Here is a 22,799-nt window from a genome sequence, read left to right as displayed (position 1 = left end):
GAGGTTCCGCTATGAAACCCGCTCAACAACCAGCAACCCTCTCCGAACCATCCGTTCAGCATAGCTTCTATGCCTTGCTGACCGGGTTCAAGCAAAGAGTGGATCTGGTGGTCTCTTATCTCTGCATCGCCATCGTGGCCGTGATGACCCTGCTGGTCACTTATCAGGTGGCAACCCGCTACCTGCTCAATAGCCCAAGCGCCGTGAGCGAGGTGCTCTCCCGCTACCTGTTCATCTGGCTGGTCTTGATCGGCAGTGCCTATGTCTTTGGCCTGCGCGAACACATGGCAATCACCTTCATGCGTGATCGCATGTCGCGCAATGTGCGCATCCTGGTGGAGATGCTCGGTGAGCTGGCGACCACTCTCTTTGCCCTGCTGGTACTGACCGTGGGGGGTTACATCGGGATGAGCCGCCAGATGGGACAGCTCGATTCGGCGCTGCAGATCCCCATCGGCGTCATCTATGCCGCCATCCCTCTTTGCGGCGTGCTGACCGTTTTCTATTGCCTGTACAACCAATACGGGTTGGCCAGACAACTCTCCTTCAAGCAAAAGGTATAACCATGGATATTGCGGTTGTTGTCGCGCTGGTGATGTTCATCGGTGCCTTTGTCCTGCTGTTTATCGGCACCCCTATCAGCATCAGTATCGGGCTCCCCTCCTTCCTGGCCATGGTGATCATCCTGCCTTTCGATGGCGCCATCCTGACTTCGGCCCAGCGGGTCTTCGTCGGCCTGGACTCTTTTGCCCTGCTGGCCATTCCCTTCTTCATCCTGGCCGGCAATCTGATGAACAATGGCGGCATCGCCATCCGCTTGATCAACTGCGCCAAGATAGTCAGCAACTTCCTGCCGGGTCCTCTGGCCCAGACCAACGTGGTTGCCAACATGCTGTTTGGCTCCATCAGCGGCTCCGGCGTCGCCTCGGCGGCGGCCATCGGCGGCATCATGTCCCCTATCCAGAAGAAGGATAAATACGATCCCGCCTTCAGTGCCGCGGTCAATATCGCCTCGGCACCGACTGGCATGCTGATCCCCCCAAGCAACTCCCTGATCGTCTACGCCACTGTGGCGGGCAGTGTCTCCATCACGGCTCTGTTCATGGGCGGCTACGTGCCCGGCATTCTGTGGGGACTGGGGGTCATGCTGGTGGCGGGCTTCATTGCCAAGCGCCGTGGTTATGTGGCCGAGCACAACTCTCTCAAGGGTCTGCGCCTCAAACTGTTGTTAGATGCCATCCCCAGCCTGCTGATGATCGTTGTGGTTATCGGTGGCATCCTCGGTGGCATCTTCACCGCGACCGAAGCCTCCGCCATCGCCGTGGTCTATTCGCTGATCCTCGGTGTCTGCTACCGGAACATCAAGGCCGTCGATCTGCCCGCCATCTTCCTGGCTACCGCCAAAATGACCGCCATCGTGATCCTGATGCTGGCCGCCTCATCCATCATGTCCTGGGTAATGGCGTTCACCCAGATCCCGGCACTGATCGCATCGGCCCTGCTCTCCTTCACCGACAGTTTCCTGATCATCCTGCTGGTCATGAATCTGGTACTGCTGCTAGTGGGCACCTTCATGGACCCCACCCCGGCGGTACTCATCTTTACCCCCATCTTCCTGCCCATCTGCACCCAGTTCGGCATGGATCCGGTGCAATTTGGCATCATGATGATCTTCAATCTATCCCTTGGCACCATCACGCCACCGGTTGGCCCCATACTGTTCACCGGATGCAAGATCGGGGGGATAAAAATTGAAGGGGTCATCAAGCCACTGCTGCCTTTCTTCGCGGTCATTGCACTGGTGCTGATGCTGGTGACCTATGTACCGGCCATCTCGATGGCGCTGCCCCAGGCGATGGGACTGATCAAATGATGCCTCTGTGCGACGGGCATGGATGCCGGTCGCACTCGTGATGAACTCACCCCGGGCGCGTCGGCGTCCGGGTTTTTTCATCTCTGCAGCAAGGAAACGGGGGATGAGAACAAGCAGGAGAGAGCAGGGCGCCCTGGGGCTGGCACGCACTGTCAGGGAGATTACGTGGGCAGAACCACCGCGGATAGGCTGAGCCCGGAGGTGCGCCTCAGCGATCCAGGTAGCGGCCTTGTTCCATCTCGCGCTCTCGTTGACACTCGGCGAGGTAGATGGCGGCAGCGATGGCCGGGGTAGCATGGTGTTTGTCGATGGCATTGGAGACCATCAGTTGCAGGGTATTGAGGTTCTTGGCCTTGCGAAACTTGCGCAGCCAGTGACCCTTGTCGCCCAGCTCGTCTATGGAGATTTTTTCTTGGATGGACATGCTCACTCTTGGGACTCGGGGTCCACTTAAATTCAGGATCCGGGGATCACAGATACCGAGGGGGAAAACAAAGAAAGCCAGGTTGATACCCGGCTTCCTACGGTTACACCACAATCCGATATATCAGGCTCTGGGAACGAAGCCAACCACATCATATACGCTGGCCAGGGTTTTTTCAGCCCTTTCCCGGGCCTTTTGTGCACCGGCAGCGAGGATGGCCTGCAGATGAGTCTCATCTTGACGCAGGGCATGGAAACGGGCTTGTAGCGGCTCAAGCAGGGCAACCACGGCCTCGGCGCACTCACCTTTCAGATGGCCATACATCTTGCCTTCGAAGTGCTGCTCGAGCTCAGGGATGGGGCGGCCAGTCACGCCAGACATCAGGGTCAGCAGGTTGGACACCCCAGGCTTGTTGACCGGATCGAAGCGCACCACGGCCGGCTCGTCCGAATCGGTGACGGCCCGCTTGATCTTCTTCACTATCTGCTTGGGATCTTCCAGCAGACCGATGAAGTTGGCCTCGTTGTCGTCAGACTTGGACATCTTCTTGGTCGGATCCTGCAGGCTCATCACCCGGGCACCCTCTTCGGGAATGAAGGGTTCGGGCAGGGTAAACACCTCGCCATGCAGATTGTTGAAACGGGTGCAGATGTCGCGGGTCAGCTCCAGATGCTGCTTCTGATCGTTGCCGACCGGCACCTGATTGGCCTGATAAAGCAGGATGTCCGCCGCCATCAGCACCGGGTAGCCGAACAGACCGACGTTGACGTTATTCTCGAAACGGGCGGACTTGTCCTTGAACTGGGTCATGCGCGACAGCTCACCCATCTGGGTGTAGCAGTTGAGGATCCAGCCAAGCTCGGCGTGCTGGGGCACATGAGACTGGATGAAGACGGTGCTCTTGGCGGGATCAATCCCGACTGCCAGATAGAGGGCGGCGGCATCCAGGCAAGCCTTGCGCAGGGCAGCAGGCTCCTGGCGGGCGGTGATGGCATGGAGATCGACGATGCAGTAGAGGCAATCGAAGTCATCTTGCATCTTGACCCACTGACGCAGGGCGCCCATGTAGTTGCCTATGGTGAGCTGCCCGGAGGGCTGGGCACCGCTCAGTACTATTGGTTTGGCCATGGAGAGGAGTCCTTGTTCTTATTCGACCAGCAGGGCATCGAGCTCACAGAAATGCTCGCACACCCAGTCTGGATTGGAGTCGGCAATGGGGCGGCCATAGTTGTAGCCATAGGTGAGCCCTACCACCTTCATGCTGGCGGCCTGGGCGGCCAGCACATCATTTTCGGAGTCACCCACCATCAGGGTGCGCGCCGGGCTGACACCCAGCTCATGGCAGGCATGCAGCAGCGGTGTCGGGCTCGGCTTCTTTGGTTCCACACAGTTGCCGCCCAGCCAGAGCGCGAAGCAATCGGCAATGCCGAGGGCATCGAGGATCGGCTGCACGAAGTGACTCGGCTTGTTGGTCACCACGGCCTGGCGGTAACCCAGTTTTTGTAAACGGCGCAGGCTCTGCTCGACCCCGTCATACATGGCCAGCCCTTCCAGCAGACAAGCCTGATAGTGCCGATCGAACAGGCCGCGGGCCTGGCTGAACTGTTCGCCAGCACCGCGATAATCCAGGGCGCGGGAGATGAGCTTATCGGCACCATTGCCGACCCAGGTACGAACCACGGCCTCGTCGGCCTCGGCCAGACCCAGATCGGTGAGAGTGCGATTGACCGCCAGCGCCAGCTGGGAAGCACTGTCGATCAGGGTGCCGTCCAAATCGAACAGCACCAGATCGAAGGGACGATTAACGCTGGACATGGGCAAGCTCCGCACGCATCTGGTCGATCACCGCCTTGTAGTCTGGCTGGCTGAAGATGGCAGAACCGGCCACGAACATGTCGGCACCGGCCTCGGCAATGGCACGAATGTTGTCTACCTTGACCCCGCCATCGATCTCCAGGCGAATGTCACGGCCACTCTCGTCTATCAGACGGCGCACCTGGCGCAGCTTGTCGAGGGTGCCGGGGATGAAGCTCTGACCACCGAAACCGGGGTTGACCGACATCAGCAGGATCACGTCCAGCTTGTCCATCACATATTCGAGGCAAGAGAGCGGCGTGGCCGGATTGAGCACCAGGCCAGCCTGGCAGCCCTGCTCCTTGATGAGCCCAAGGGTGCGGTCGACGTGATCGGACGCTTCCGGGTGGAAGGTGATGAGATTGGCACCCGCCTTGGCAAAATCAGGGACTATCCTGTCCACCGGCTTGACCATGAGGTGCACATCGATCATCGCCTTGATACCGAAGTCACGCAGGGCCTGACAGACCATGGGGCCTATGGTCAGATTGGGCACATAGTGATTGTCCATCACATCGAAATGCACCACATCGGCACCCGCTGCCAATACCTTGGCAACATCGTCGCCCAGACGGGCAAAATCGGCGGAGAGGATCGAGGGAGCTATCAGAAAGTCTTTCATCACGTCATCCATTGGCAGCTAGGCGAAAAAACGGCGCAATTTTACCCCAAACTGGCTCAGGAAACGAGACTGATTGCCGCTTACCGCGCCTCATGGCCCACGGGAGACCCATTTTCCCGGATATAGGGAGATATGAGCGCCCCCGGGCCGGGACGTTGAGAGAGCTCAACCCGTCTCCAGCCTCCAATCTCGACTCATAAGGGCAGAAGAGCGGAAGAGACCCTCTTCCATGATGGGATGAACAACATGACAGCGCAGAGTGATGAGGGACGGAAGGGGCTCTCTTGGCGAAAGCTGGCTAGGCTGTAGGGAGCCAGGAGGCGCACATGAACCAAAGACTCACCCTGTGGCACACGCTCACCAGCACCCTCGCCGCCCTGTTCGGGGTGCAATCCCAGCGCAATCGCCAACGAGATTTTGCCAACGGCTCGCCATTGGCTTTCATCCTGATGGGAGTGATACTGATCGCCCTGATGCTAGGCAGCCTCTGGCTACTGGTGAGCTGGGTGCTCGCTTAGCCGTTCAGCGGCCCTGCCTAGACGCTGGTGCCAACCTCGACCAGATCCCCTGGATACCACCCCTGCTCCGGCGCTATGCCGGGAGGATAGAGCGCCAGCAGCTCGGCCACCTTGTTGCGGGTGCCGCCATTGCGGCTGATGGTGCGTTTGACCAGGATTTCATCGAGCTTGGCACCACGATAGAGTTCGCGGGTCAGTTCGATGTCGTGGTTGCTGATGAGCACGGGAACCCCTTTCTCGGCAGCCGTGTGCCGCGCCAGCCGCGCCAGCACCGCCTGATCGTCCAGGGTAAAGCCCCCGGCCGAATAGCTGGTGAAGCTGGCCGTGGTAGAGAGGGGGGCATAAGGGGGATCGCAATAGATGACCCAGTCGGCCTGCGCCCGCTTGATGGCATCGGCATAGCTCTCGCAGATGAAGGTCGCCTTCTGCGCCTTCTCAGCGAAGAACCACAGCTCTTTTTCCGGGAAATAGGGCTTCTTGTAAGAGCCAAAGGGGACGTTGAAGCCCCCCTTCTTGTTGTATCGGCACAGGCCGTTGAACCCGTGGCGGTTGAGGAACAGGAACAGCAGGGCGCGCTCGAAGCTGCCCTCTGTCTGGTTGAACTGAGTCCGCAACCGGTAATAAGCCGCCTTGTGATTGTTCTCGGCCACAAACAGCTTGCGCGCCTCGGCAATCAATTGCTCAGGTGTGAGCTTGAGATGGTTATAGAGGGCAATCAGATCCGGATTGATGTCGTTGAGCACATAGGCATCGTAATCGGTGTTGAGAAACACGGATCCTGCACCGACGAAAGGCTCCAGCAACACACGCCCTGCTGGCAACCGCTCGGCAATCTCTTCAACCAGGGAATACTTTCCCCCGGCCCATTTTAAAAAAGCGCGTGTTTTCTTCATGGAAATCCGGCGTTAAGAAGGCAGCAACCCAAAAAGGGGGACGATTCTACCCCCTTATCCGACCTGCTGCTATGGCTTCAGCTCTTTTTGTACCTGGGCGAACGACTTGGGCCAGGGCTGCCCCTTGACCAGGGCGGGTGGTAGCTGGCGGATGGCCGCCTTCGCCTGCTGGAGGCTAGCATGATCGCCCTGCAGCACCACGAACCAGGGACTGCCGCGGAACTGAGTCTGATAGACCCAGACCTTGCCCGACAGCTGGTTCTCCGCCACGAAGCTGTCGACCGCTGGCCGGTTGCTCGCCCCCATCAACTGCACGCTGTAATGGGTCTTGGCTTTCTGCTGCAAGGTGGTTACCGGGGTCAGGGCAACCCGGGGGGCTGGCGCGGCCTGCTCGACCATCTTGGCAGGGCCTGTCTGGCTCGCTGGGGCTGTCGTAGCAGCCTGATTGCCTGTCGCCTGCTTGGCTTGCGAGCCTGCCTGCCCATTGGCCTTGGCCACGTTTGACTCGTCACCGGTCAGCTCCTTGACCACCTCGCTGGGCAGGGCGCCGCTGACGCTGGGCCCTGTCATCAGCTTCTCGACCACGTCGTCGGAGATCACTATCCGGCGACCTTCGTAATTGCCTGACTCGGCAGTCACCGTCTCGCTCTCCACTTTCTTGGGCAAGACCTGGCTCTCTGGTTTCCAATCCCGAACCAGAGCGCCGCTGTCATTACTGGCTGCTCCCGGTTGAGTATCTGCTTGGTTCACAGCCCCAGCCGGACTCTCCCCCGGAATGGGGGCTGGCAGTGTTGTGCTCACCGGTTTCGCCATCTCCTGGCCCTCCGGCTTGTCTGAAAACAGCGAGGGAAGCAGGTAAGTGAGCGCCAGCAAGATGCCGATGACGGCAACAAAACCCAGGACGACCTGCTTGATGGGCAGCTTGGGTTGCGACTTCTTGGGTCTTCTGTCGGTCATGATATCCTCCAGGGCCTGCATGATAATGGACGGCTGTCCTTTCGATTGGCTCAGGATCTCCTCTACCTTGGCTTTGGGCAAGAGGGTCGCCGGTATCTTCTGCGCTTTTGCTTTCTCATACAGGAAGATGCGTTGCTCAGGGGCGCTCAGGGGGGCGACCTCCAGCTCGAGGGAGGGCATGGCTCGCCCCTTGAGACCCGGGCGCGCAGTGCGACACCAGGCGTCATCACCGGTCAACAGGGTCGCCAACTGATGAGGCTTGGTCAGGGTGTCATTGTGACGACACAGGGTCCAAAGCTCGCTGAGCACCTCGGCAGGCAACTCGTGCGCCCGCTCGATCAGCAACAACAGCGTTGCAGGCTTTCCTTCCATCATGCGAAAGAAGCTGTCAGCCAAGGCATCTTGAGGATTGAACAGGGGTTTATCGACTATCTGCTCAAGCAGCAGCTGACGCACCTCGCCCATCTTCATGTCGGGACGACCGATCAGGCTCACCACCTGCACCTTCTCAGGCAGGCGGGTCAGCAACAGCTCGCAGAGGGTGGCGCGGCCGCTGCCGGCCGGACCGGATAGAAATATAAAAGGATGATTGAATTCAATCAGATGCAGCAGCCGTTCGACCAGCTGCCGCTGAGAGGGAAACTGGATCAACTTACTCACATTCGGACTCGATCACCGATTGCAATTGAGCATCAGACACATCGGCCACCACTTCGGCATGGCCTATTCCCACCGGCAATACCAGACGCAGCTTGCCAGCCAGCACCTTCTTGTCACGGCGCATGTGACGCAGGTAAGCATCGAAGTTCATATCGGCAGGCCCCTTCACCGGCAGCTTGGCCGCCAGCAGCAAGGCACGGATCCGCTCCTGCTGTTCGGCGCTCACCTGACCACGCAACCGGGCTGTGGCCGCCGCTTGCATCATACCCGCAGCGACAGCCTCGCCATGCAGCCAGTTGCCATAGCCTTGTTCTGCTTCGATGGCATGACCAAAGGTATGACCCAGATTGAGCAGCGCCCGCACACCGTGCTCAGTCTCATCTTCGGCAACCACTTCGGCCTTGATCTCGCAGCAAAGCTTAATGGCATAGGCTAACGCAGCCGGGTCCTGCCGCTGTAGCCGAGGCATGTTTTGCTCCAGCCAGCTGAAGAAATCTGCATCCCAGATGATGCCGTACTTGATCACCTCTGCCATGCCTGAGGCAAATTCACGCTCGGGCAGGGTCTGCAGGCATTCAGTATCTATGACGACCAGTTTGGGCTGATAGAAGGCACCGATCATGTTCTTGCCGAGGGGGTGATTCACGGCAGTCTTGCCGCCAACAGAGGAGTCGACTTGGGAGAGGAGTGTAGTGGGGACCTGGATGAAGGGGATACCGCGTTGGAAGCTGGCGGCCGCAAAGCCCACCACATCCCCTATCACGCCCCCACCCAGGGCGATCAGGGTAGTATCACGTCCATGGTTGGTCTCAAGTAGCGCAGACATGATGCGTTCGAAAGTCGCCAGCGTCTTGTGTGCCTCACCATCCGGCAGGATCAGGTGTTCTACCTGATAGTCCGCCAGTAGCTGACTCACCCGCTCCAGATAGAGGGGAGCCACCACGGTGTTGGTCACTATCATGACCCGTCTACCCTTGATGGCCTGAGTCAGCACGTCGGGGTGCTGCAGCAGTCCAGCCGCTATTTCTATCGGGTAAGAACGCTCACCCAGTTCGACCTTCAACCTTTCCATGGACGTCCTCGACATTACATACCGATTAGCTTGACGATTTGATTGGCGACGATTTTAGCACTCTGATCATCGGTGTGGATAACAAAGTCGGCCACTTCCTCATAGAGGGCATTGCGCTCGTACGCCAGACGCTCCAACACTTCACGGGGCGGCTCTTCGGTCTGTAGCAAGGGCCTGCGCTTGTCTCTCTGTGTGCGCGCCAGTTGCTTTTCAATGGTGGTTTCGAGGTAAACGACTATGCCGCGGGCAGAGAGCTTGTTGCGGGTCTCGCGGCTCTTGATTGCACCACCGCCCGTCGCCAGCACTATGCCTTGCTGCTCGGACAGATCGCCGATCACCTTCTCTTCGCGAATCCGGAAACCTTCTTCGCCTTCAACATCGAACACCCAGCTGATATCGGCACCACTGCGGCGCTCAATTTCATGATCTGAGTCGAAAAACTCCATATGCAGTTGTTCTGCCAGATGTCTACCTATGGTGCTCTTGCCCGCACCCATGGGACCTATCAGGAAAATATTGCGTTTCTCAGCCATGTCTTTTCATTAGTAATTACAAACTGTACGACCCCGATGAACTATGGATCGGGGTACCTATGAACCTTGTCTTGCGATGGATCAGGAGGGGGATTATCTCAATAGAAATCAGGACTGGCAACCGCAGACCTTACGCCCCAGCCTCATCGGGGCGTAAGGTTATATGTGTTTTACCCTGATATGTAAAGCATTCAAAACTTGTCGGTAACTATCCTTGGCGTCACAAAAATCAGCAACTCGCGTTTCTTGTTCTCGCTGGTGGTCTTGCGAAACAGGATGCCAAGGCCCGGGATATCACCGAGCAGGGGGACCTTGCTGACATCGTTCTTGATGGTCTGCTGATAGATACCGCCGAGTACCAAGGTCTCCCCATTGTTGACCAGCACCTGGGTGGTGATGGATTGGGCATTGATGGAGACCGCATCCCCGGTCCCGGTAGGAACCGTTTCGCCCTTGGTATCCTGGGTCACAGTGAGATCGAGGATGACCCTGTTGTCCGGCGTAATCTGCGGTGTCACTTTCAGGCTCAGTACCGCTTTTTTGAAGGTAACCGAGGTCGCACCGCTGGAGGAGGATTCCACATAGGGGATCTCGGTACCCTGTTCAATCAATGCCGGTTTCTGGTTCGCCGTGGTGACTCTTGGGCTCGCGATGATCTCCGCCTTGCTCTCTTTCTCCAGCGCCGACAGTTCGAGATCCAGCAAGGTTCCGTTGGCGAGGCGAGCCACCTGGAAGGCCAGGGTGCCTGCGGCATTGGTGACAGGCAGATTGACGTTTAACCTGTCCTCGACACTTGGAGGTCCGGGGGTAATACCGTTTGAGTTATCATTCCCCTCTATCGAACCCGACGTGCTATTGCCATGACCATCATTCTTGGTCACCCCCCAGCGCACCCCGAGCGCCTCGTCGAAACCGTCATCTATGGTCACCATCCTGGCCTCGATCACCACCTGTTTGACCGGGATATCGAGGATATCCAACATGCGTTTGATGTTGCTAATCACATCGGCCGTGTCTTTCACCACCAGCACGTTGGTGCGCTCATCCACGCTCACTGCGCCTTTTGCCGAGAGCAGCTTGGTGCTCTCGGAGGAGAGCAGGGCCGCGACTTCCGACGCCTTTGCGTAATTGATCTGCATATATTCGGTATAGAGCGGTGCCAGATCTGCCACCTGATTGCGGCTCTCCAGCTGCTGTTTCTCCCGGGCCGCTATCTCTTCTGCCGGCGCGACCAGCAAGATGTTGTCATCGAGGCGCTTGTCGAGACCACGCACCTTGAGAATGATGTCGAGGGCCTGCTCCCAGGGCACACCATCGAGGCGCAGAGTGATATTGCCGGAGACTGAATCCGTGGTCACCAGATTGAGGTTGTTGAAGTCAGCGATGAGCTGCAACACGGTACGTACCGGTATGTCCTGGAAATTCAGGGAGATGGGCTTGCCTTTATATTGTTTGGCGACAGTGCCGACCGGCGCGCGCTTTTTTACTTCGATGATGAACAGCTTGTCCGCCTGATCGTAGCGAAAATCGAACTGGCCATTCACCGATAGCTCGAATCGGGTGTCATTACCCTGACGAAATGCCTCCACTTGGGAAACCGGGGTGGCAAAGTCTTGTACATTGATGAGGTTCAGCTGATCGTCCGGGATCCGGGTTCCGTGAAACTTGGCCACCACTTTCTGTCCTGTACTGCTGACATCCACGGCTGCCGAGCTGTTATCCAACCGCACCAGAAACTCACCCTGGCCATCTTTGCCACGGCGAAAATCGACCCCCTTGACCGAGTTGAAATAGGCATCTTCGGTATTGGCTTTGGTGGCAGGCAACACCATGGGTGCTTTGGCGACAGGGGTCGGTTCCGGTTTGGCCGCCTTGTCACCGAGAGAGATAAGTAACTTGTTGCCTTGCTGATGCACCTGATAAGGCATCAATCTGTCCAGTGCAATCTGTATATCCAGTCCTGTTCCTTTACCATCGACCTTGACGCTGTCGACCCCCTCCTGCTTGATGGGCAATGGGTTGACCTTCAGGGCCCCAACCGCCCCCGGAATGTGCAACATCAACTGATTGGGTTGATAGCCAAGCCGGTCGGTAAAACCCGAAACCGGCTCGCTAAAGCTCAGTTCCAGCAAGAGTTGATCGGCCAACAGGGGATTGACTTTTACCTCCTGCAAAGTCGGGATCGCCCATACCGGATGAAACGAACTGCCCAGTAACAGCGCAGCCACCCTGAATGTAATTGCTGTTGTTATTCTCATCGACGCTCATCCCTGATTATCGTTTCGCTTCAAGAAGATGGACCATCACCAGCGGCAATGCTTCATGCTCATCACCGATTATTTTTTGCTTCTATATTGGCCATCACCAACTGCGTTTCACGCGTTACCCAACATCCCTTGCCGTCGGGCACTGTTTCCAGCAAATCTACCGCCGTATTGGTGATCCTGATGACCCGCCCCTGATCCAACCCCATGTAATGATTCAGCCCCATGCGCATGGATTGACCATCAGGCGTGCGAATGAGTGCCCACAATTGCCCCTGCTTGCCCATGGTGCCCTGCATCGCCAGACTCGCCAGCGAGTAGTTCTCAAGCACCTCCTTGGGTCTATCTGCCACTATCTGGGCACAGTCAGCTTTGGCTTTTTGTTCAACGCCGGCACGACTCTCTGGCTGAGGCTCAACAAAAGGGTTTCGTTTGTCCATCGATTCGTAATGCAGGGGAGAGAATGGCGTTATGGTGGGCAATGGCTCTATGGCAACCGGGGGCCTGGCCCTGATCTGGCTGATGTAGCCATCCATGTTCTCCTGGCTATTACAACCCGCAAGCAACAACACAAAGCAATATCGGGTGAGCTGCCTCATTTTTTCTGCCCCCCGGCATTGCCATTGTATTTATAAGTCTTGGCCAGCATGGACATGGAGATGATGTCGCTGTTAGTTCCATGGCTCAGGGTAAAAGAGTCCAGAATAACGATACGCGGCAGTGCCGCCATGGCTGCCGTAAACTTGCCAATCTCATGGTAGGTACCTGCAACCTCAATGCGCATCGGTAGTTCAGTAGAGAACTCATGGGGCGTCTCGGCCTCCCAGTGAATACGATTGAGTTTGAGACCGTTGTCAGTGGCGATGAAGCTGATGTCATCAAGCAAACCAGCGACCTCATGGGTGTTGGGTAACTGCTTGAGCTGGGTATCAACCAGTAACTCCAATTCGACCAGCTGCTTTTTATAGGCAGACAAGTTAGCGGCCAGCATCGCCTTGCTCTCAAACTGTGCCTTGAGCTCTTTCTCCTTGCTCTGTTCCTGAGTCAGGGCGGTCAGTGAACTGGCTATCACATAGTAATAAATAGCACCGCCGAGCAAGACACAGCCAAACAGGATGAGCACCAGCTTGGCCGCCTTAGGCCAGCCGCCTATGTTGTTCAGATCCAGATCGTTGAGTTGTTGCAGGTTCATGATTTACCTCCCGCGACATCAGCTGGCGACTTGGTGACCTGAAACATCATGGAGAATTGGCTGAGGGCAACGGGAGCCACATCCGAGGCAAAGATGGTGCTTATGCGAGACGCCCCCAACCAGCCGGAACCATCGATGCGCCGCATCATGCTCGCCACCCGGCCATAGGCTTCGGCCTTGCCATTCACATCAATGGCATCACTCTTCAACGCTAGCGTATTGAGGTAGACTCCATTGGGCACCAAAAGCGGCAACTGGTTGAAGAGGCGCACGGGTAAGTTACGCCGCTGCTGCAGTCTCTCGATGAGCGCCATCCGTTCAAGCAACCCTTTGCGCTTATCCTTGATGAGACGGATCTCACCAAGCTGGGCATCCAGCTTGACCATCTCCTGCACCAAGCGCTGATTCAAGCCACGCTGCTGAGAAACTTGCTGGTTCACGAACCAGTCAACCGCAAACCCCAGAGAGGCTGTCACCGCCAGACAGACCCCAAACAGCACACCAAACTGCGCCTTTTCACGCTTTTGCTTAGCGTCGCGCCAAGGTAGCAGGTTTATATTTGACATGGTGTGAAGCTCCGCAAGGCCAAGCCAAACGCGGTCATATATTTGGCGCCATGACCACGCCCATCACCGCCAGTATTGCCAAACAGGGCAAACGGATCCGGGTGTAGCACCTCCAGAGAGAACTCCTGATGCAGCATATCTGCCAGCCCGGCTACCAGACTCCCTCCCCCGGTCAGTACCAGCTTGGCGAGATCCCGTTGTCCGGACGAACTGACAAAAAGTTGAATATTGCGACGTACCTGCTGTAACAGGCTCTGCAAGTACGGCTGTAGCACCTCAATCTCATGATCCTGAGGTAACTGGTTCTGAGTCTTGGCAAGTTCAGACTCATCCAAGGGAAGGTTATAGAAGGAGGAGATCGCCTGGCTGTATTGGTCACCACCAAAATTCTGCAAGCGAAAGTAGGTCACTTCCCCCTTTTGCACCGAGGCGAAAGTCATGGTGCTCGCCCCGATATCGATGACGGCCACAGGCTTTTCCAAACTGGCAAGCTCAGGCTGGCAGGCCAATACGGCGCGAACCAAAGCATGGGCCCCAACATCCACCACTCGGGTCGTGAGCTCGGCCTCAGCCAGTGCGCTGACCCTGCCGCTGACACTCTCGGTACGGGCGGCGCTGAGCAATACCCGCTGACGCGTGGCGTCGGGGGTACCAGCCAACACCTCGAAATCCAGACTGACCTCATCAAGAGGGTAGGAGATAAGCTGCTCGGCCTCCCGCTGCACCTGATCTTCCAGCTCTCCTTCACTGAGGCCAGCATCGACCAGTATCACCTTGGTGATCACATTGGATCCGGTGACGGCGGTCGCGACATTCTGATTGCTGCCAACCAGCTGACGCTTGAGGGTTCTGAGGGATTGACTGACCCTCTCTATGTCCTGCACCTGATAGTCGATCAAGGCCCCTTTGGGCATTTGGACATCGGCAATCGACTCGAGCCTGGGCTTGCTCGCCGTACCGTTCAGGGTGACAGCCTTGAGGGACTGGCTGCCAAAATCCACCCCTATCATGGGGATCAGAGTTCCATTCTTGAATAGCCCAACCATATACACATCCATGCGTTATTGGGTTGTGGTCTTGATTGTAGAACAGCTAATTCCATATTGAGCGGCGCCACAACTTAGAATTGTCTAATTATCAGAGCCATAACACATCTTCACTATATCGCCACTACAACCGCCATTTTGGCGCAGCTTGGTGAAAAGGGCCCGAGATGCTAATCTGAGCGCTCTTTGGCCAGCCGATCCTCTGCTTGGAAATGTCGAATTTTCCTGGGCAGTGTGGGTATACTCTGCGCCTGTTGGTTACTTTTAAGACGATTGGTAGTTCTTCCATGCAGAAATGGCTCGTACGCCTGTTAATAGTGATGATGTTGGGTGCTGTACTTGGCGTCGCCAGCCTCATCGGTATCTACTTCTACATCAAACCCCAGTTGCCGGATGTGTCGGCCCTGCGTGACGTCAAGCTGGCCACCCCCATGAAGGTGTACAGCCGCGACGGCGAATTGATCGCCCAGTTTGGCGAAATCCGTCGCATCCCGCTGCAACTGAGCGATATCCCTCAGTCCATGATTGATGCCGTGCTGGCCACCGAAGATGCCCGTTTCTACGAGCATCCAGGCATAGACCCCATCGGGATCCTGCGTGCCGCCACCGTCTGGGCCGTCTCGGGCAAACCCCAACAGGGCGCCAGTACCATCACCCAGCAGGTGGCTCGTAACTTCTTCCTGACCAATGAAAAGACCATAGTGCGCAAGGTGAAGGAGGTCTTCCTCGCCTGGCGTATCGAACAGAATCTCACCAAAGACGAGATATTGACGCTCTATCTCAACAAGATACCGCTCGGCTATCGCTCGTTCGGGGTCGGCGCCGCCGCCCAAGTCTACTTTGGCAAAGATGTAAAAGAGCTGACCCTGGATGAGATCGCCATCATCGCCGGTCTGCCCAAGGCGCCTTCCATGCTCAATCCCATCCGTTCGCCAGAGCGCGCCTTCGCTCGCCGCAATGTGGTACTGGGTCGCATGCTGGATACTGGCAAGATAACCCAGGCCCAGTATGACGAAGCCAGCAAGATGCCCATCAAGGCGCGCTACCATGGCGCCGAGACCACGCTCCATGCCCCCTATCTGGCCGAGATGGTGCGTCAGAAGATGGTGGACCAGTTTGGTGAAGACGCCTACACCATGGGCTTGCATGTCTACACCACGGTCAGCGCCGACCGCCAGCGGGCAGCCAAGAAGGCACTGCTCGATGGCATCACCGATTACGACACCCGTCACGGTTACCGTGGCCCCAGCGCCCAGCTCTGGAAAGAGGGTGAGGCTCAGTGGGACTACAACCAGATAGTCGCGCACCTCAACAAGGAGCCTGCCTACGATCCCCTGATCCCGGCCGTGGTCACCAAACTCGCCGACAAGAGCGCCAGCATAGTGCTCAAGAACGGCAAGCAGGCCGAACTGAACTGGGATGGCATCAAATGGGCTCGCGCCTTCATCACCGACTCGCGCCAGGGCAATGCCCCCAGGGCGGCGAGGGATGTGCTGAAAGTCGGCGCCCAGATCTGGGTACGAGAACAGGGTGAGGCCCTGATCCTGGCGCAGATCCCTGACGTCAACGCGGCCCTGGTCGCCATGAACCCGACCGATGGCGCCATCGAAGGTCTGGTGGGTGGTTTCAGCTTCGAACTATCCAAATTCAACCGGGTCGAACAGGCACGTCGCCAGATCGGCTCAAACATAAAGCCATTCCTCTACGCCACCGCCCTTGAGCAGGGTTATACCCTGGCATCCATCATCAATGATGCCCCCATCAACCAGTGGGATCCCTCCAAGGGCCCCATGTGGCAGCCCAAGAACTCACCGGCCGTCTACGATGGTCCGACGCCGCTGCGCATTGGTCTGGCCAAATCCAAGAACGTGATGTCGGTGCGCCTGATGCGCGCCATCGGTCTCGATACCTACATGGATGGCCTGGTCAAGTTCGGCTTCCCTCGCGAACACATCCAGCGCAATGAATCCCTGGCACTGGGTGCCGCTGAATTTACGCCGATGGAAGTGGTGCGTGGTTTCTCCATGCTCGCCAACGGCGGTTATCAGGTCACCCCTTACTTCATCAGCGAAGTCAGAGACAGCTTCGAAACCCTGCTGTTTGCCGCCAACCCGGCCGCCGCATGCCGGGGTTGTGGTGCTCTGGCTGCCGCCGACATGAACGCTCCCGAGGCCTATCTTAATGTGGAAGGTGATTGGCGTGCTCAGTGTGCCATCGACCCTGTGGTGCCCAACAACCTGGCCCCGCAAACCATCAGTGCCCAGAGTGCCTTCCTCATCACCGATACCCTGACCACGGCCATCTGGGGTGGACGTGGCTGGATGGGGACCGGCTGGCGTGCGGCCCGCGATCTCAAGCGCCACGATATCTCGGGTAAAACGGGGACCACCAACGAATCGCGAGATGCCTGGTTCTCAGGCTATACCCCGAATCTGGTGGCGACCGCCTGGATAGGTTTTGACAATCATCAGCGGGCCCTGGGCCGTGTCGCCTACAACGCCAACATGGGACGCGACCAGACGGCCGGTGGTGAATTTGGCGGCAACGCCGCCCAGCCTATCTGGATCGACTTCATGAAGGTGGCGCTCAACAAGGTACCCGAGCAACCGATGCCGGTCCCCGAGGGCATCATCAAGCTGCCGGTTGACGCCAGCACGGGTCTCTTGACCCACAGCGGCAATGCCACCACCGAGTATTTCAAGGAGGGCACGGAGCCAACCCGTTACTCGGCACCCGTCTCGAACGGCAACAGAGTCTATGGGGAGGATGGCTATTTCGGTGATGGCGACAGTCCCGTCTCGACCGACGATCTGTTCTGATCCAGGCCCGCCAGGCGGGCCTATGGCAATCAAAAAAAACCGGCGCCTCTGCGCCGGTTTTTTATTGCCGCTCACACACTGAGCTGCGCTTTGTGCTGTTCATGGCTCAACTGGCCAACTGCACCTTCATCAGGGCGCGGATGCGGGTCGCCAGCTCGTTAAAACAGGGACGACGCACCGAATAGTGGCGATAGAAGAGTGAGATGGCGCGTCCAGGTACGGGGTCAATCACGGGCCTGTAGCTCACCCCCCCCTCGTCGCGATTGGCAGGCACGGCCAGGCGCGGGATCAGCGTCATGCCGCTGCCTGCCGCCACCATGTTGCGCAGGGTCTCCAGGCTGGTTCCCTGAAAACGCACATCCTCCCCCACCCCGGCTGCGAAGCAAAAACCCATGGCCTGATCCCGCAGGCAGTGACCGTCGGCCAGCATCAGCAGCTTCTTGCCCTTGAGGTTGCCCAGCGGCACAGCCTTGGCGTGGGCTTCGGGGTGCAGTCGGGGTACCGCCAGCCACATGGGCTCTTGGTACAGCGGCAGTGAACCAAAACCCTCCATGCCATCCAGTTCGGCCAAAATGACACAGTCCAGCTCCCCTTCCTCCAGACGCTTCATCAATACCTGAGTCTGCTCTTCGTAGAGGTAGAACTCGAGCTGGGGAAAATGCTCACGCAGATCCTGGATGATATGGGGCAACAGATAGGGGCCCACCGTGGGGATGAGGCCGATGTGGATCTCCCCTGACATGGGCTCGGCGAAGTGCTGGCCGATGTTCTTTAGCTCGCGCGCCTCACGCAACACCTTGCGAGCCTGCTGGGCCATGGCATCACCGGCGGGGGTAAAGAGCACCTTGCGGGAGGTGCGCTCGATCAAGATCACCCCGAGTTCATCCTCCAGCTTGCGCAACTGGCCACTCAGGGTCGGCTGGCTGACGAAGCAGCGCTCCGCCGCCTTGCGAAAATGTTTCTCCTCTTCCAGCGCTACCAAATACTCGAGATCGCGAAGGTTCATATATCCCCACTGCTGACGGGCAAAAATCGACCCCTAGCATGCCCAATAAGTGCTTGAAGAACAAGGCAACCTAGTCGGCCAATCGCGCCAGAAACCCAGCCACATCTCCCAGATAGGGAGCGATGTCGAGCCGCTCCAGCGTCTCGCCCCGCGCCAGCCCCAGGGTCGGGTACCCCTGACCCTTGAGCCGGGTTAACCAGCGCTGACTCTCTTGCAGGGCTGGCTCCAGCGCCTGGGCCTCATAGGCATGATGGAAGGCTGCCTCGTCCACCCCCTGTTCGGCGGCGAGACCGGCCAGCCGCGCCACGTCCCCGACCCAGAGGCCATCCCGATAGTGGGACTCCTGGATCCGTTGCAACATGGTCAACTCGTCGCCCCCCAGAGATCCGATCGCGAGTATGGCGCGAATGGGAGGGGCCGAATCGAGCAGCAACCCCTCCCTGATCAGCAGTTCACTGAAATAACGCTCGCCAAAAGGCTGGCCGGTCAGGGTCTGGATCCGCTCATCATGGGGCCTGACATAATCACGCAGAGCCGCTCCCATCGGCTGGCGACGCGGGCCCAACCAGAGGCCTCCCGGGTGCAACTTGACCCTCACCCCGGCCTGCCTCGCGGCCGCTGCAAGCAGGGGGGCCGCGCCATAACACCAACCGCAGAGGGGGTCATAGATGTAGTGCAATGTCGTTTCATTCATCTTCATGGCATCGTATCCAACTTGAAAAAACCGGGCCAAGGGCCCGGTAAAAAACACAGGGAAGCAGGCTTATTGCTTTACCACTTCATCTCGCCAGTCGCGACCTTGGCGCCGATAGCCAGACCGTCATCGGCAGGCAGCGCCGGGAAGGCCTGCTTCATGCTCTGGATCAGGCTGTCTGAGCCCTTGGCCCTGGCCAGCTCCTGCTCGAAGCGCTGCACATAATCGCGGGTGAAGGTCACCGCCTCGGTGCCTTTGGGTTCGGCGCCCAGGAAGTGGCCCGGGATCACGCGAGCAGGTTGCATCGCCAGCAGCTCATTGAGGGTCTTGACCCACTGCGCCCGCGCCGCCTTGGTCTGGCTGTCTGCCATCCAGACATGCACTCCGTGATAAACAGGCACGCCACCCAATGCGGTCTTGATAGAGGGAGCCCACAGATAGGCGCTCGGGGTATTCATTGCCTTGATCTCGATCCGCTCGCCTTCCAGCGTCAGGTGGGATGCCGTCATCACCTCGGGGACTATCAGGCTCTTGGGCGCCTGGTCGCCCAGTATGGGGGCCCAGTAAGCCAGCTTGGCATCCTTGGTCGCCTTGATATGGTCAACCACGTGTTGACTGGCCACTATCTTGGCGTTCGGGAAGGCGGCCTTGAGAGGCTCAAGACCGAAATAGAAGTCAGGATCGCCACCACTGATGAAGATGGTGGTCAGCGTCTTGCCACTCTTGTGCAGCAACTCGACCAGCGCCTGGCCATCACCGACCCCGAACTGGGCATCGACCAGTATGGCCTCCTTGTCTCCTGCCACTATCTCGGAAGAGACCGGGAAGATCCCCTGCTCGCCCGGGTTGTAGACGGTCACCGTCAGAGGAGCAGCTAGTGCGGCGCCGCTGAGCAGTGTGGTGGTCAGGGTCAGGTTGCGAAGTGCGTGCTTGTTCATTGCGTCATTCCTAATGATGGATTCGGGATGAACAGAGTTTATTAGAACGATTGAGTTGCAAATACCGCATAATAGTCACTTCACCGTTGCATGAATCGAGCATATAGAGGCAAACATGGATCGACTGACCGCCCTGCGGGTCTTTGTCAGCGTGGTGGAGCAGGGCAGCCTGAGCGCCGCGGGAGAGCAGCTTGAGATGTCGCGGGCCATGGTGTCACGCTACCTGGCCGAGCTGGAGCGCTGGATGGGAGCCCGCCTGCTACACAGGACCACTCGCCGCCTCAGCCTGACCGGGCCGGGTGAGGAGGCGCTGCTGCGAGCTCGTACCATGCTGACCCTGGGCGAAGAGATGGAGCAGCTGGCAGTGCAAAACCAGGATGCCCCCAAGGGCTTGCTGCGCATCACCAGCAGCTACTCCCTCTCCGAGGCCTTGCTGGTGAACATCGCCAATGACTATCTGGCCCGTTATCCAGGCACCGCCATCGACATATTGCTGTTGGACAGAACGGTTAATCTGGTGGAGGAGCGCATCGATCTGGCCGTGCGGATCACCAACGATCTGGACCCCAATCTGGTCGCCCGTCGGCTCGGCACCTGCCACTCGGTGGTCTGCGCCAGCCCGGCTTACCTCGCCAGCCATCCGGTACCGCAACAGGTGCAAGATCTCGCCTTGCACAACTGCCTCACCTACACCTACTTCGGCAAGAGCCTGTGGCAATTTGATGGTCAACAGGGCCCCCAGTCGGTCCCCGTCAGCGGCAATCTGAGCGCCAATATCTCCAATCTGCTTCTGGCCGCCACACTGGCGGGCACAGGCATCAGCCTGCAGCCCCACTATTCGGTTAAAACGCATCTCGAACGAGGTGAGCTGGTGGCCTTGCTGCCCGACTGGCAACCCAAGCAAATGGGCGTTTACGGTGTCTATGGCACCCGCAAGCAGATGTCTCCCTTGCTGCGCAGTTTCCTCGACTTCATGGTCGCGCGCATGGCAGCCGATCCACTCTGGCGATAAAAAAGGGGCCTTGCGGCCCCTGATAGCAAAAAGAAGGATCAGGCTTCGAAACCGGTCAGCGCCACTGGCTCTTCCCCCTCTTGCTCGATGAGGAAAATATCCTTGTATGCCATATAGATGGAGTAGTTGAGCGCAGGCAACACCACCAGCAGGCCAATCAACATCAGCAGGGTGCCGAGTAGCAACATCACGCAGCCCAGCAAGCCCCACCAGAGGAAGGGCCACATATTGCGCTGACAGCCGATGAAGCTCAGCTTGGCGGCCTGCCAGGCTCCGACATCATGGAAATAGATGAGGGCGGGGGCAAAGGTCATCGCCATCAATACCGGCACCAGCAGCAGCATCCCCAGCAGCACGCAGAGCAGCACGCCTCTGGCCTGCTCCACCGTCAGGGAGAGCTGTTCGGGATCCTGACTAAACAGATCGCTCAGCCCCCACAATGAGAGCAGTCCGAAACAGAGCATGGCGATCAGGGTGAAGAGACCAAGGGCAAACAGGCCCCCCATGATCAGTGGCGTCAAGCGGTGGCGAAAGCCTGCGAACAGGTCGGAGAAGGTCAAGCGCCCCTGCTCATCCCCCCCCTTGGCCACCACCATCCAGCCGGCCATCCACACCATGTAGAGCAGCTGGGAGATGAAGCCTCCTGCGGGCAGCTGTTCGATCAGCAGGCCAACCCCCAGCCAGAGCAGCAACATGGCGACGCTCAGTCCCATGCCCTTGTTGAAGATATCGAATCCGCTACGGATCCATAACCAGCCACGTCCTATGGGATGACGCTGGGGTTCGGTGCGCAGGGCGCTCTGGGTACTCATCATGTTGCCTCGATCGGATGGGCGGGCAGAGGGCGGCTCAGGGCACAGTCACCGTCACCATGACGGTGGCCGTATAGGGCCCGGTTCGTACCGGCTGACCGGGCAGCTTGGTCGGATACACCCTCACCCTGTAGTCAGTCTTATGGGTGCTTTGCGAATAGGGTACCCCGATGGCTGTATCAAATGGAATAGGGGTATCCGTATCCTGTTGGAACAAGCCAATACCGACCCCCACCAGGCTGGTGCTGATGAAGTTGCCCTGACTGGTGAGGGCGCCACCAAAACGGTAACTGAGCGGGATCACATAGTCGCTCGGGATCTGGCTGCAGGTCACACTCACGTTGACGCTGCGCGGAGCATAACCCTGTGGCACGCCCCCCTCGACGAAGGCGCTCTGGGCCACGGCGCCGAGATCCAGGGGGATGCTGGTGCCCGCCGGAAACTGACAACTCGGAGTCGAGGTGATGCTGATATTCATGGCCAGCCGGCTGAACTCGTTACCAACCGCAGTACTGGGCATAGCGGCGCGGCGCACGAAGAGGCTGGCGACAGTGCCGCTGAAGGTTTGGGTCCCCGTAATCCCCTTGAGCAATTTGAGGGTATATCGCCCACCATTGACGCTGATCCCCCCTAGCACAGACACATTTAACAGCCCCCCCACACAAACGGACAACAGACCTGTCGTTGTGTTGTTGAAGGGGACGGTTTGATACCCCCCTCCGGCATTGAACTCCGCCTTGAGACCGAAATAATCATTGAGTTTGATCAGGGTGCCCAGGGGGTCGGCAATGGTCGGCAAGGTGGTGGTCCCCTGGTAGTAAACCGTCATCAAGAGACCAATACCGATGCCGGTACAGTCGCAGGTCGCCGTACTGGTGGTGGCAAAACTGCCAGTGGCCGTATCCCCCGGTTGATAGACGCTGGCAGGGTTGGTCACCGGGACTGTAGCCAGGAAGGGGCTGGTGCACTGGCCGTTGACGGCGTTTGCCTCGGGCAGGCAGCACAGCGCGCCGAGCAAGACCACTCCCCGCATACCCACTCGCC

At 58.3% G+C, this 22,799-nt stretch carries 23 protein-coding genes; 5 read left to right on the top strand and 18 right to left on the bottom strand.

Annotated features, from left to right (window positions below; genetic code table 11):
* Positions 1–11 precede the first annotated feature (11 nt).
* The gene (locus M2366_RS05515; RefSeq protein ID WP_259269179.1) at positions 12–563 is read left to right on the top strand and encodes a TRAP transporter small permease; all 552 of its coding nucleotides are present in this window, start codon (positions 12–14) and stop codon (positions 561–563) included.
* A 2-nt stretch (positions 564–565) separates the two neighbouring features.
* The gene (locus tag M2366_RS05510) at positions 566–1,873 is read left to right on the top strand and encodes a TRAP transporter large permease (RefSeq protein WP_042040851.1); all 1,308 of its coding nucleotides are present in this window, start codon (positions 566–568) and stop codon (positions 1,871–1,873) included.
* A 208-nt stretch (positions 1,874–2,081) separates the two neighbouring features.
* On the opposite strand, the gene M2366_RS05505 is transcribed toward M2366_RS05510, so the two are convergent.
* The 4 genes from M2366_RS05505 to rpe all read right to left on the bottom strand — a co-directional run bounded on the left by M2366_RS05505 (position 2,082) and on the right by rpe (position 4,773).
* Positions 2,082–2,297, bottom strand: a complete 216-nt coding sequence (locus M2366_RS05505) for a hypothetical protein (RefSeq protein ID WP_042040852.1) — start codon at positions 2,295–2,297, stop codon at positions 2,082–2,084.
* A gap of 123 nt (positions 2,298–2,420) precedes the next feature.
* The gene (gene trpS / locus M2366_RS05500) at positions 2,421–3,425 is read right to left on the bottom strand and encodes a tryptophan--tRNA ligase (RefSeq protein ID WP_042040853.1); all 1,005 of its coding nucleotides are present in this window, start codon (positions 3,423–3,425) and stop codon (positions 2,421–2,423) included.
* A gap of 18 nt (positions 3,426–3,443) precedes the next feature.
* Positions 3,444–4,112: a phosphoglycolate phosphatase gene (locus M2366_RS05495; protein WP_042040854.1), complete on the bottom strand. Its 669-nt coding sequence runs from the start codon at positions 4,110–4,112 to the stop codon at positions 3,444–3,446.
* Positions 4,099–4,773 carry a ribulose-phosphate 3-epimerase gene (gene rpe, locus M2366_RS05490; RefSeq protein WP_042040855.1) on the bottom strand — a complete coding sequence of 225 codons (675 nt, stop codon included), beginning with the start codon at positions 4,771–4,773 and terminating at the stop codon, positions 4,099–4,101. The genes M2366_RS05495 and rpe overlap by 14 nt, the downstream gene beginning before the upstream one ends.
* A 326-nt stretch (positions 4,774–5,099) precedes the next feature.
* Between rpe and M2366_RS05485 the strand changes: the two genes are divergently transcribed.
* A complete protein-coding gene (locus M2366_RS05485; protein WP_259269178.1) occupies positions 5,100–5,291 on the top strand; it encodes a DUF2970 domain-containing protein in 192 nt (63 codons plus the stop codon).
* Between the two features lie 17 nt (positions 5,292–5,308).
* Here the strand turns inward: M2366_RS05485 and M2366_RS05480 are convergent, their stop codons facing one another.
* From M2366_RS05480 to pilM, 9 genes are all read right to left on the bottom strand, one after another.
* Positions 5,309–6,184: a Dam family site-specific DNA-(adenine-N6)-methyltransferase gene (locus M2366_RS05480; protein ID WP_259269177.1), complete on the bottom strand. Its 876-nt coding sequence runs from the start codon at positions 6,182–6,184 to the stop codon at positions 5,309–5,311.
* Positions 6,185–6,253: 69 nt separating this feature from the next.
* The gene (locus M2366_RS05475) at positions 6,254–7,801 is read right to left on the bottom strand and encodes an SPOR domain-containing protein (protein ID WP_259269176.1); all 1,548 of its coding nucleotides are present in this window, start codon (positions 7,799–7,801) and stop codon (positions 6,254–6,256) included.
* Positions 7,794–8,873 carry a 3-dehydroquinate synthase gene (gene aroB, locus M2366_RS05470; RefSeq protein ID WP_259269175.1) on the bottom strand — a complete coding sequence of 360 codons (1,080 nt, stop codon included), beginning with the start codon at positions 8,871–8,873 and terminating at the stop codon, positions 7,794–7,796. The genes M2366_RS05475 and aroB overlap by 8 nt, the downstream gene beginning before the upstream one ends.
* Before the next feature lie 14 nt (positions 8,874–8,887).
* Complete coding sequence (gene aroK, locus M2366_RS05465) at positions 8,888–9,406, bottom strand: shikimate kinase AroK (RefSeq protein WP_005909680.1); 519 nt, start codon at positions 9,404–9,406, stop codon at positions 8,888–8,890.
* Between the two features lie 191 nt (positions 9,407–9,597).
* Positions 9,598–11,664 (bottom strand): type IV pilus secretin PilQ, encoded by a 2,067-nt coding sequence (locus tag M2366_RS05460; protein WP_259269174.1) that lies wholly within the window; start codon positions 11,662–11,664, stop codon positions 9,598–9,600.
* Between the two features lie 71 nt (positions 11,665–11,735).
* Positions 11,736–12,269 carry a pilus assembly protein PilP gene (locus tag M2366_RS05455; protein WP_259269173.1) on the bottom strand — a complete coding sequence of 178 codons (534 nt, stop codon included), beginning with the start codon at positions 12,267–12,269 and terminating at the stop codon, positions 11,736–11,738.
* On the bottom strand, positions 12,266–12,862 hold the full coding sequence (gene tapO, locus M2366_RS05450; protein ID WP_224431099.1) for a PilO family type IV pilus biogenesis protein TapO: 597 nt from the start codon (positions 12,860–12,862) through the stop codon (positions 12,266–12,268). Before tapO ends, M2366_RS05455 begins: the two co-directional genes overlap by 4 nt.
* Complete coding sequence (gene tapN, locus M2366_RS05445) at positions 12,859–13,428, bottom strand: PilN family type IV pilus biogenesis protein TapN (RefSeq protein WP_259269172.1); 570 nt, start codon at positions 13,426–13,428, stop codon at positions 12,859–12,861. The genes tapO and tapN overlap by 4 nt, the downstream gene beginning before the upstream one ends.
* Positions 13,416–14,474, bottom strand: a complete 1,059-nt coding sequence (gene pilM, locus M2366_RS05440; RefSeq protein ID WP_310508856.1) for a type IV pilus assembly protein PilM — start codon at positions 14,472–14,474, stop codon at positions 13,416–13,418. The genes tapN and pilM overlap by 13 nt, the downstream gene beginning before the upstream one ends.
* A 287-nt stretch (positions 14,475–14,761) precedes the next feature.
* Here pilM and M2366_RS05435 point away from each other — a divergent pair, with 287 nt between their 5' ends.
* Positions 14,762–17,293 carry a penicillin-binding protein 1A gene (locus M2366_RS05435; protein WP_259235499.1) on the top strand — a complete coding sequence of 844 codons (2,532 nt, stop codon included), beginning with the start codon at positions 14,762–14,764 and terminating at the stop codon, positions 17,291–17,293.
* Positions 17,294–17,399: 106 nt separating this feature from the next.
* On the opposite strand, the gene oxyR is transcribed toward M2366_RS05435, so the two are convergent.
* From oxyR to M2366_RS05420, 3 genes are all read right to left on the bottom strand, one after another.
* Positions 17,400–18,299 (bottom strand): DNA-binding transcriptional regulator OxyR, encoded by a 900-nt coding sequence (gene oxyR, locus M2366_RS05430; RefSeq protein WP_042040866.1) that lies wholly within the window; start codon positions 18,297–18,299, stop codon positions 17,400–17,402.
* A gap of 70 nt (positions 18,300–18,369) precedes the next feature.
* Complete coding sequence (locus M2366_RS05425) at positions 18,370–18,999, bottom strand: DsbA family protein (RefSeq protein WP_259269170.1); 630 nt, start codon at positions 18,997–18,999, stop codon at positions 18,370–18,372.
* Between the two features lie 71 nt (positions 19,000–19,070).
* On the bottom strand, positions 19,071–19,931 hold the full coding sequence (locus M2366_RS05420; protein WP_259269169.1) for a Vmh family MBL fold metallo-hydrolase: 861 nt from the start codon (positions 19,929–19,931) through the stop codon (positions 19,071–19,073).
* Between the two features lie 115 nt (positions 19,932–20,046).
* On the opposite strand from M2366_RS05420, the gene M2366_RS05415 reads away from it, so the two are divergent.
* Entirely contained in the window at positions 20,047–20,943 is an 897-nt protein-coding gene (locus M2366_RS05415) for a LysR family transcriptional regulator (RefSeq protein ID WP_042040868.1), read from the top strand.
* Between the two features lie 38 nt (positions 20,944–20,981).
* Here M2366_RS05415 and M2366_RS05410 read toward each other — a convergent pair whose 3' ends face one another.
* Entirely contained in the window at positions 20,982–21,755 is a 774-nt protein-coding gene (locus M2366_RS05410) for a BPSS1780 family membrane protein (protein WP_224433033.1), read from the bottom strand.
* A gap of 37 nt (positions 21,756–21,792) precedes the next feature.
* Positions 21,793–22,788 carry a fimbrial protein gene (locus tag M2366_RS05405; protein WP_259269168.1) on the bottom strand — a complete coding sequence of 332 codons (996 nt, stop codon included), beginning with the start codon at positions 22,786–22,788 and terminating at the stop codon, positions 21,793–21,795.
* Positions 22,789–22,799 lie beyond the last annotated feature (11 nt).

Origin of the sequence: Aeromonas sp. BIGb0405 (genome assembly GCF_024807335.1) — a bacterium.
Taxonomy (GTDB): Bacteria; Pseudomonadota; Gammaproteobacteria; order Enterobacterales; family Aeromonadaceae; genus Aeromonas; species Aeromonas rivuli.
Note: the sequence above shows the minus strand (reverse complement) of the source record. Positions and strands in the feature narration are given on the sequence as shown.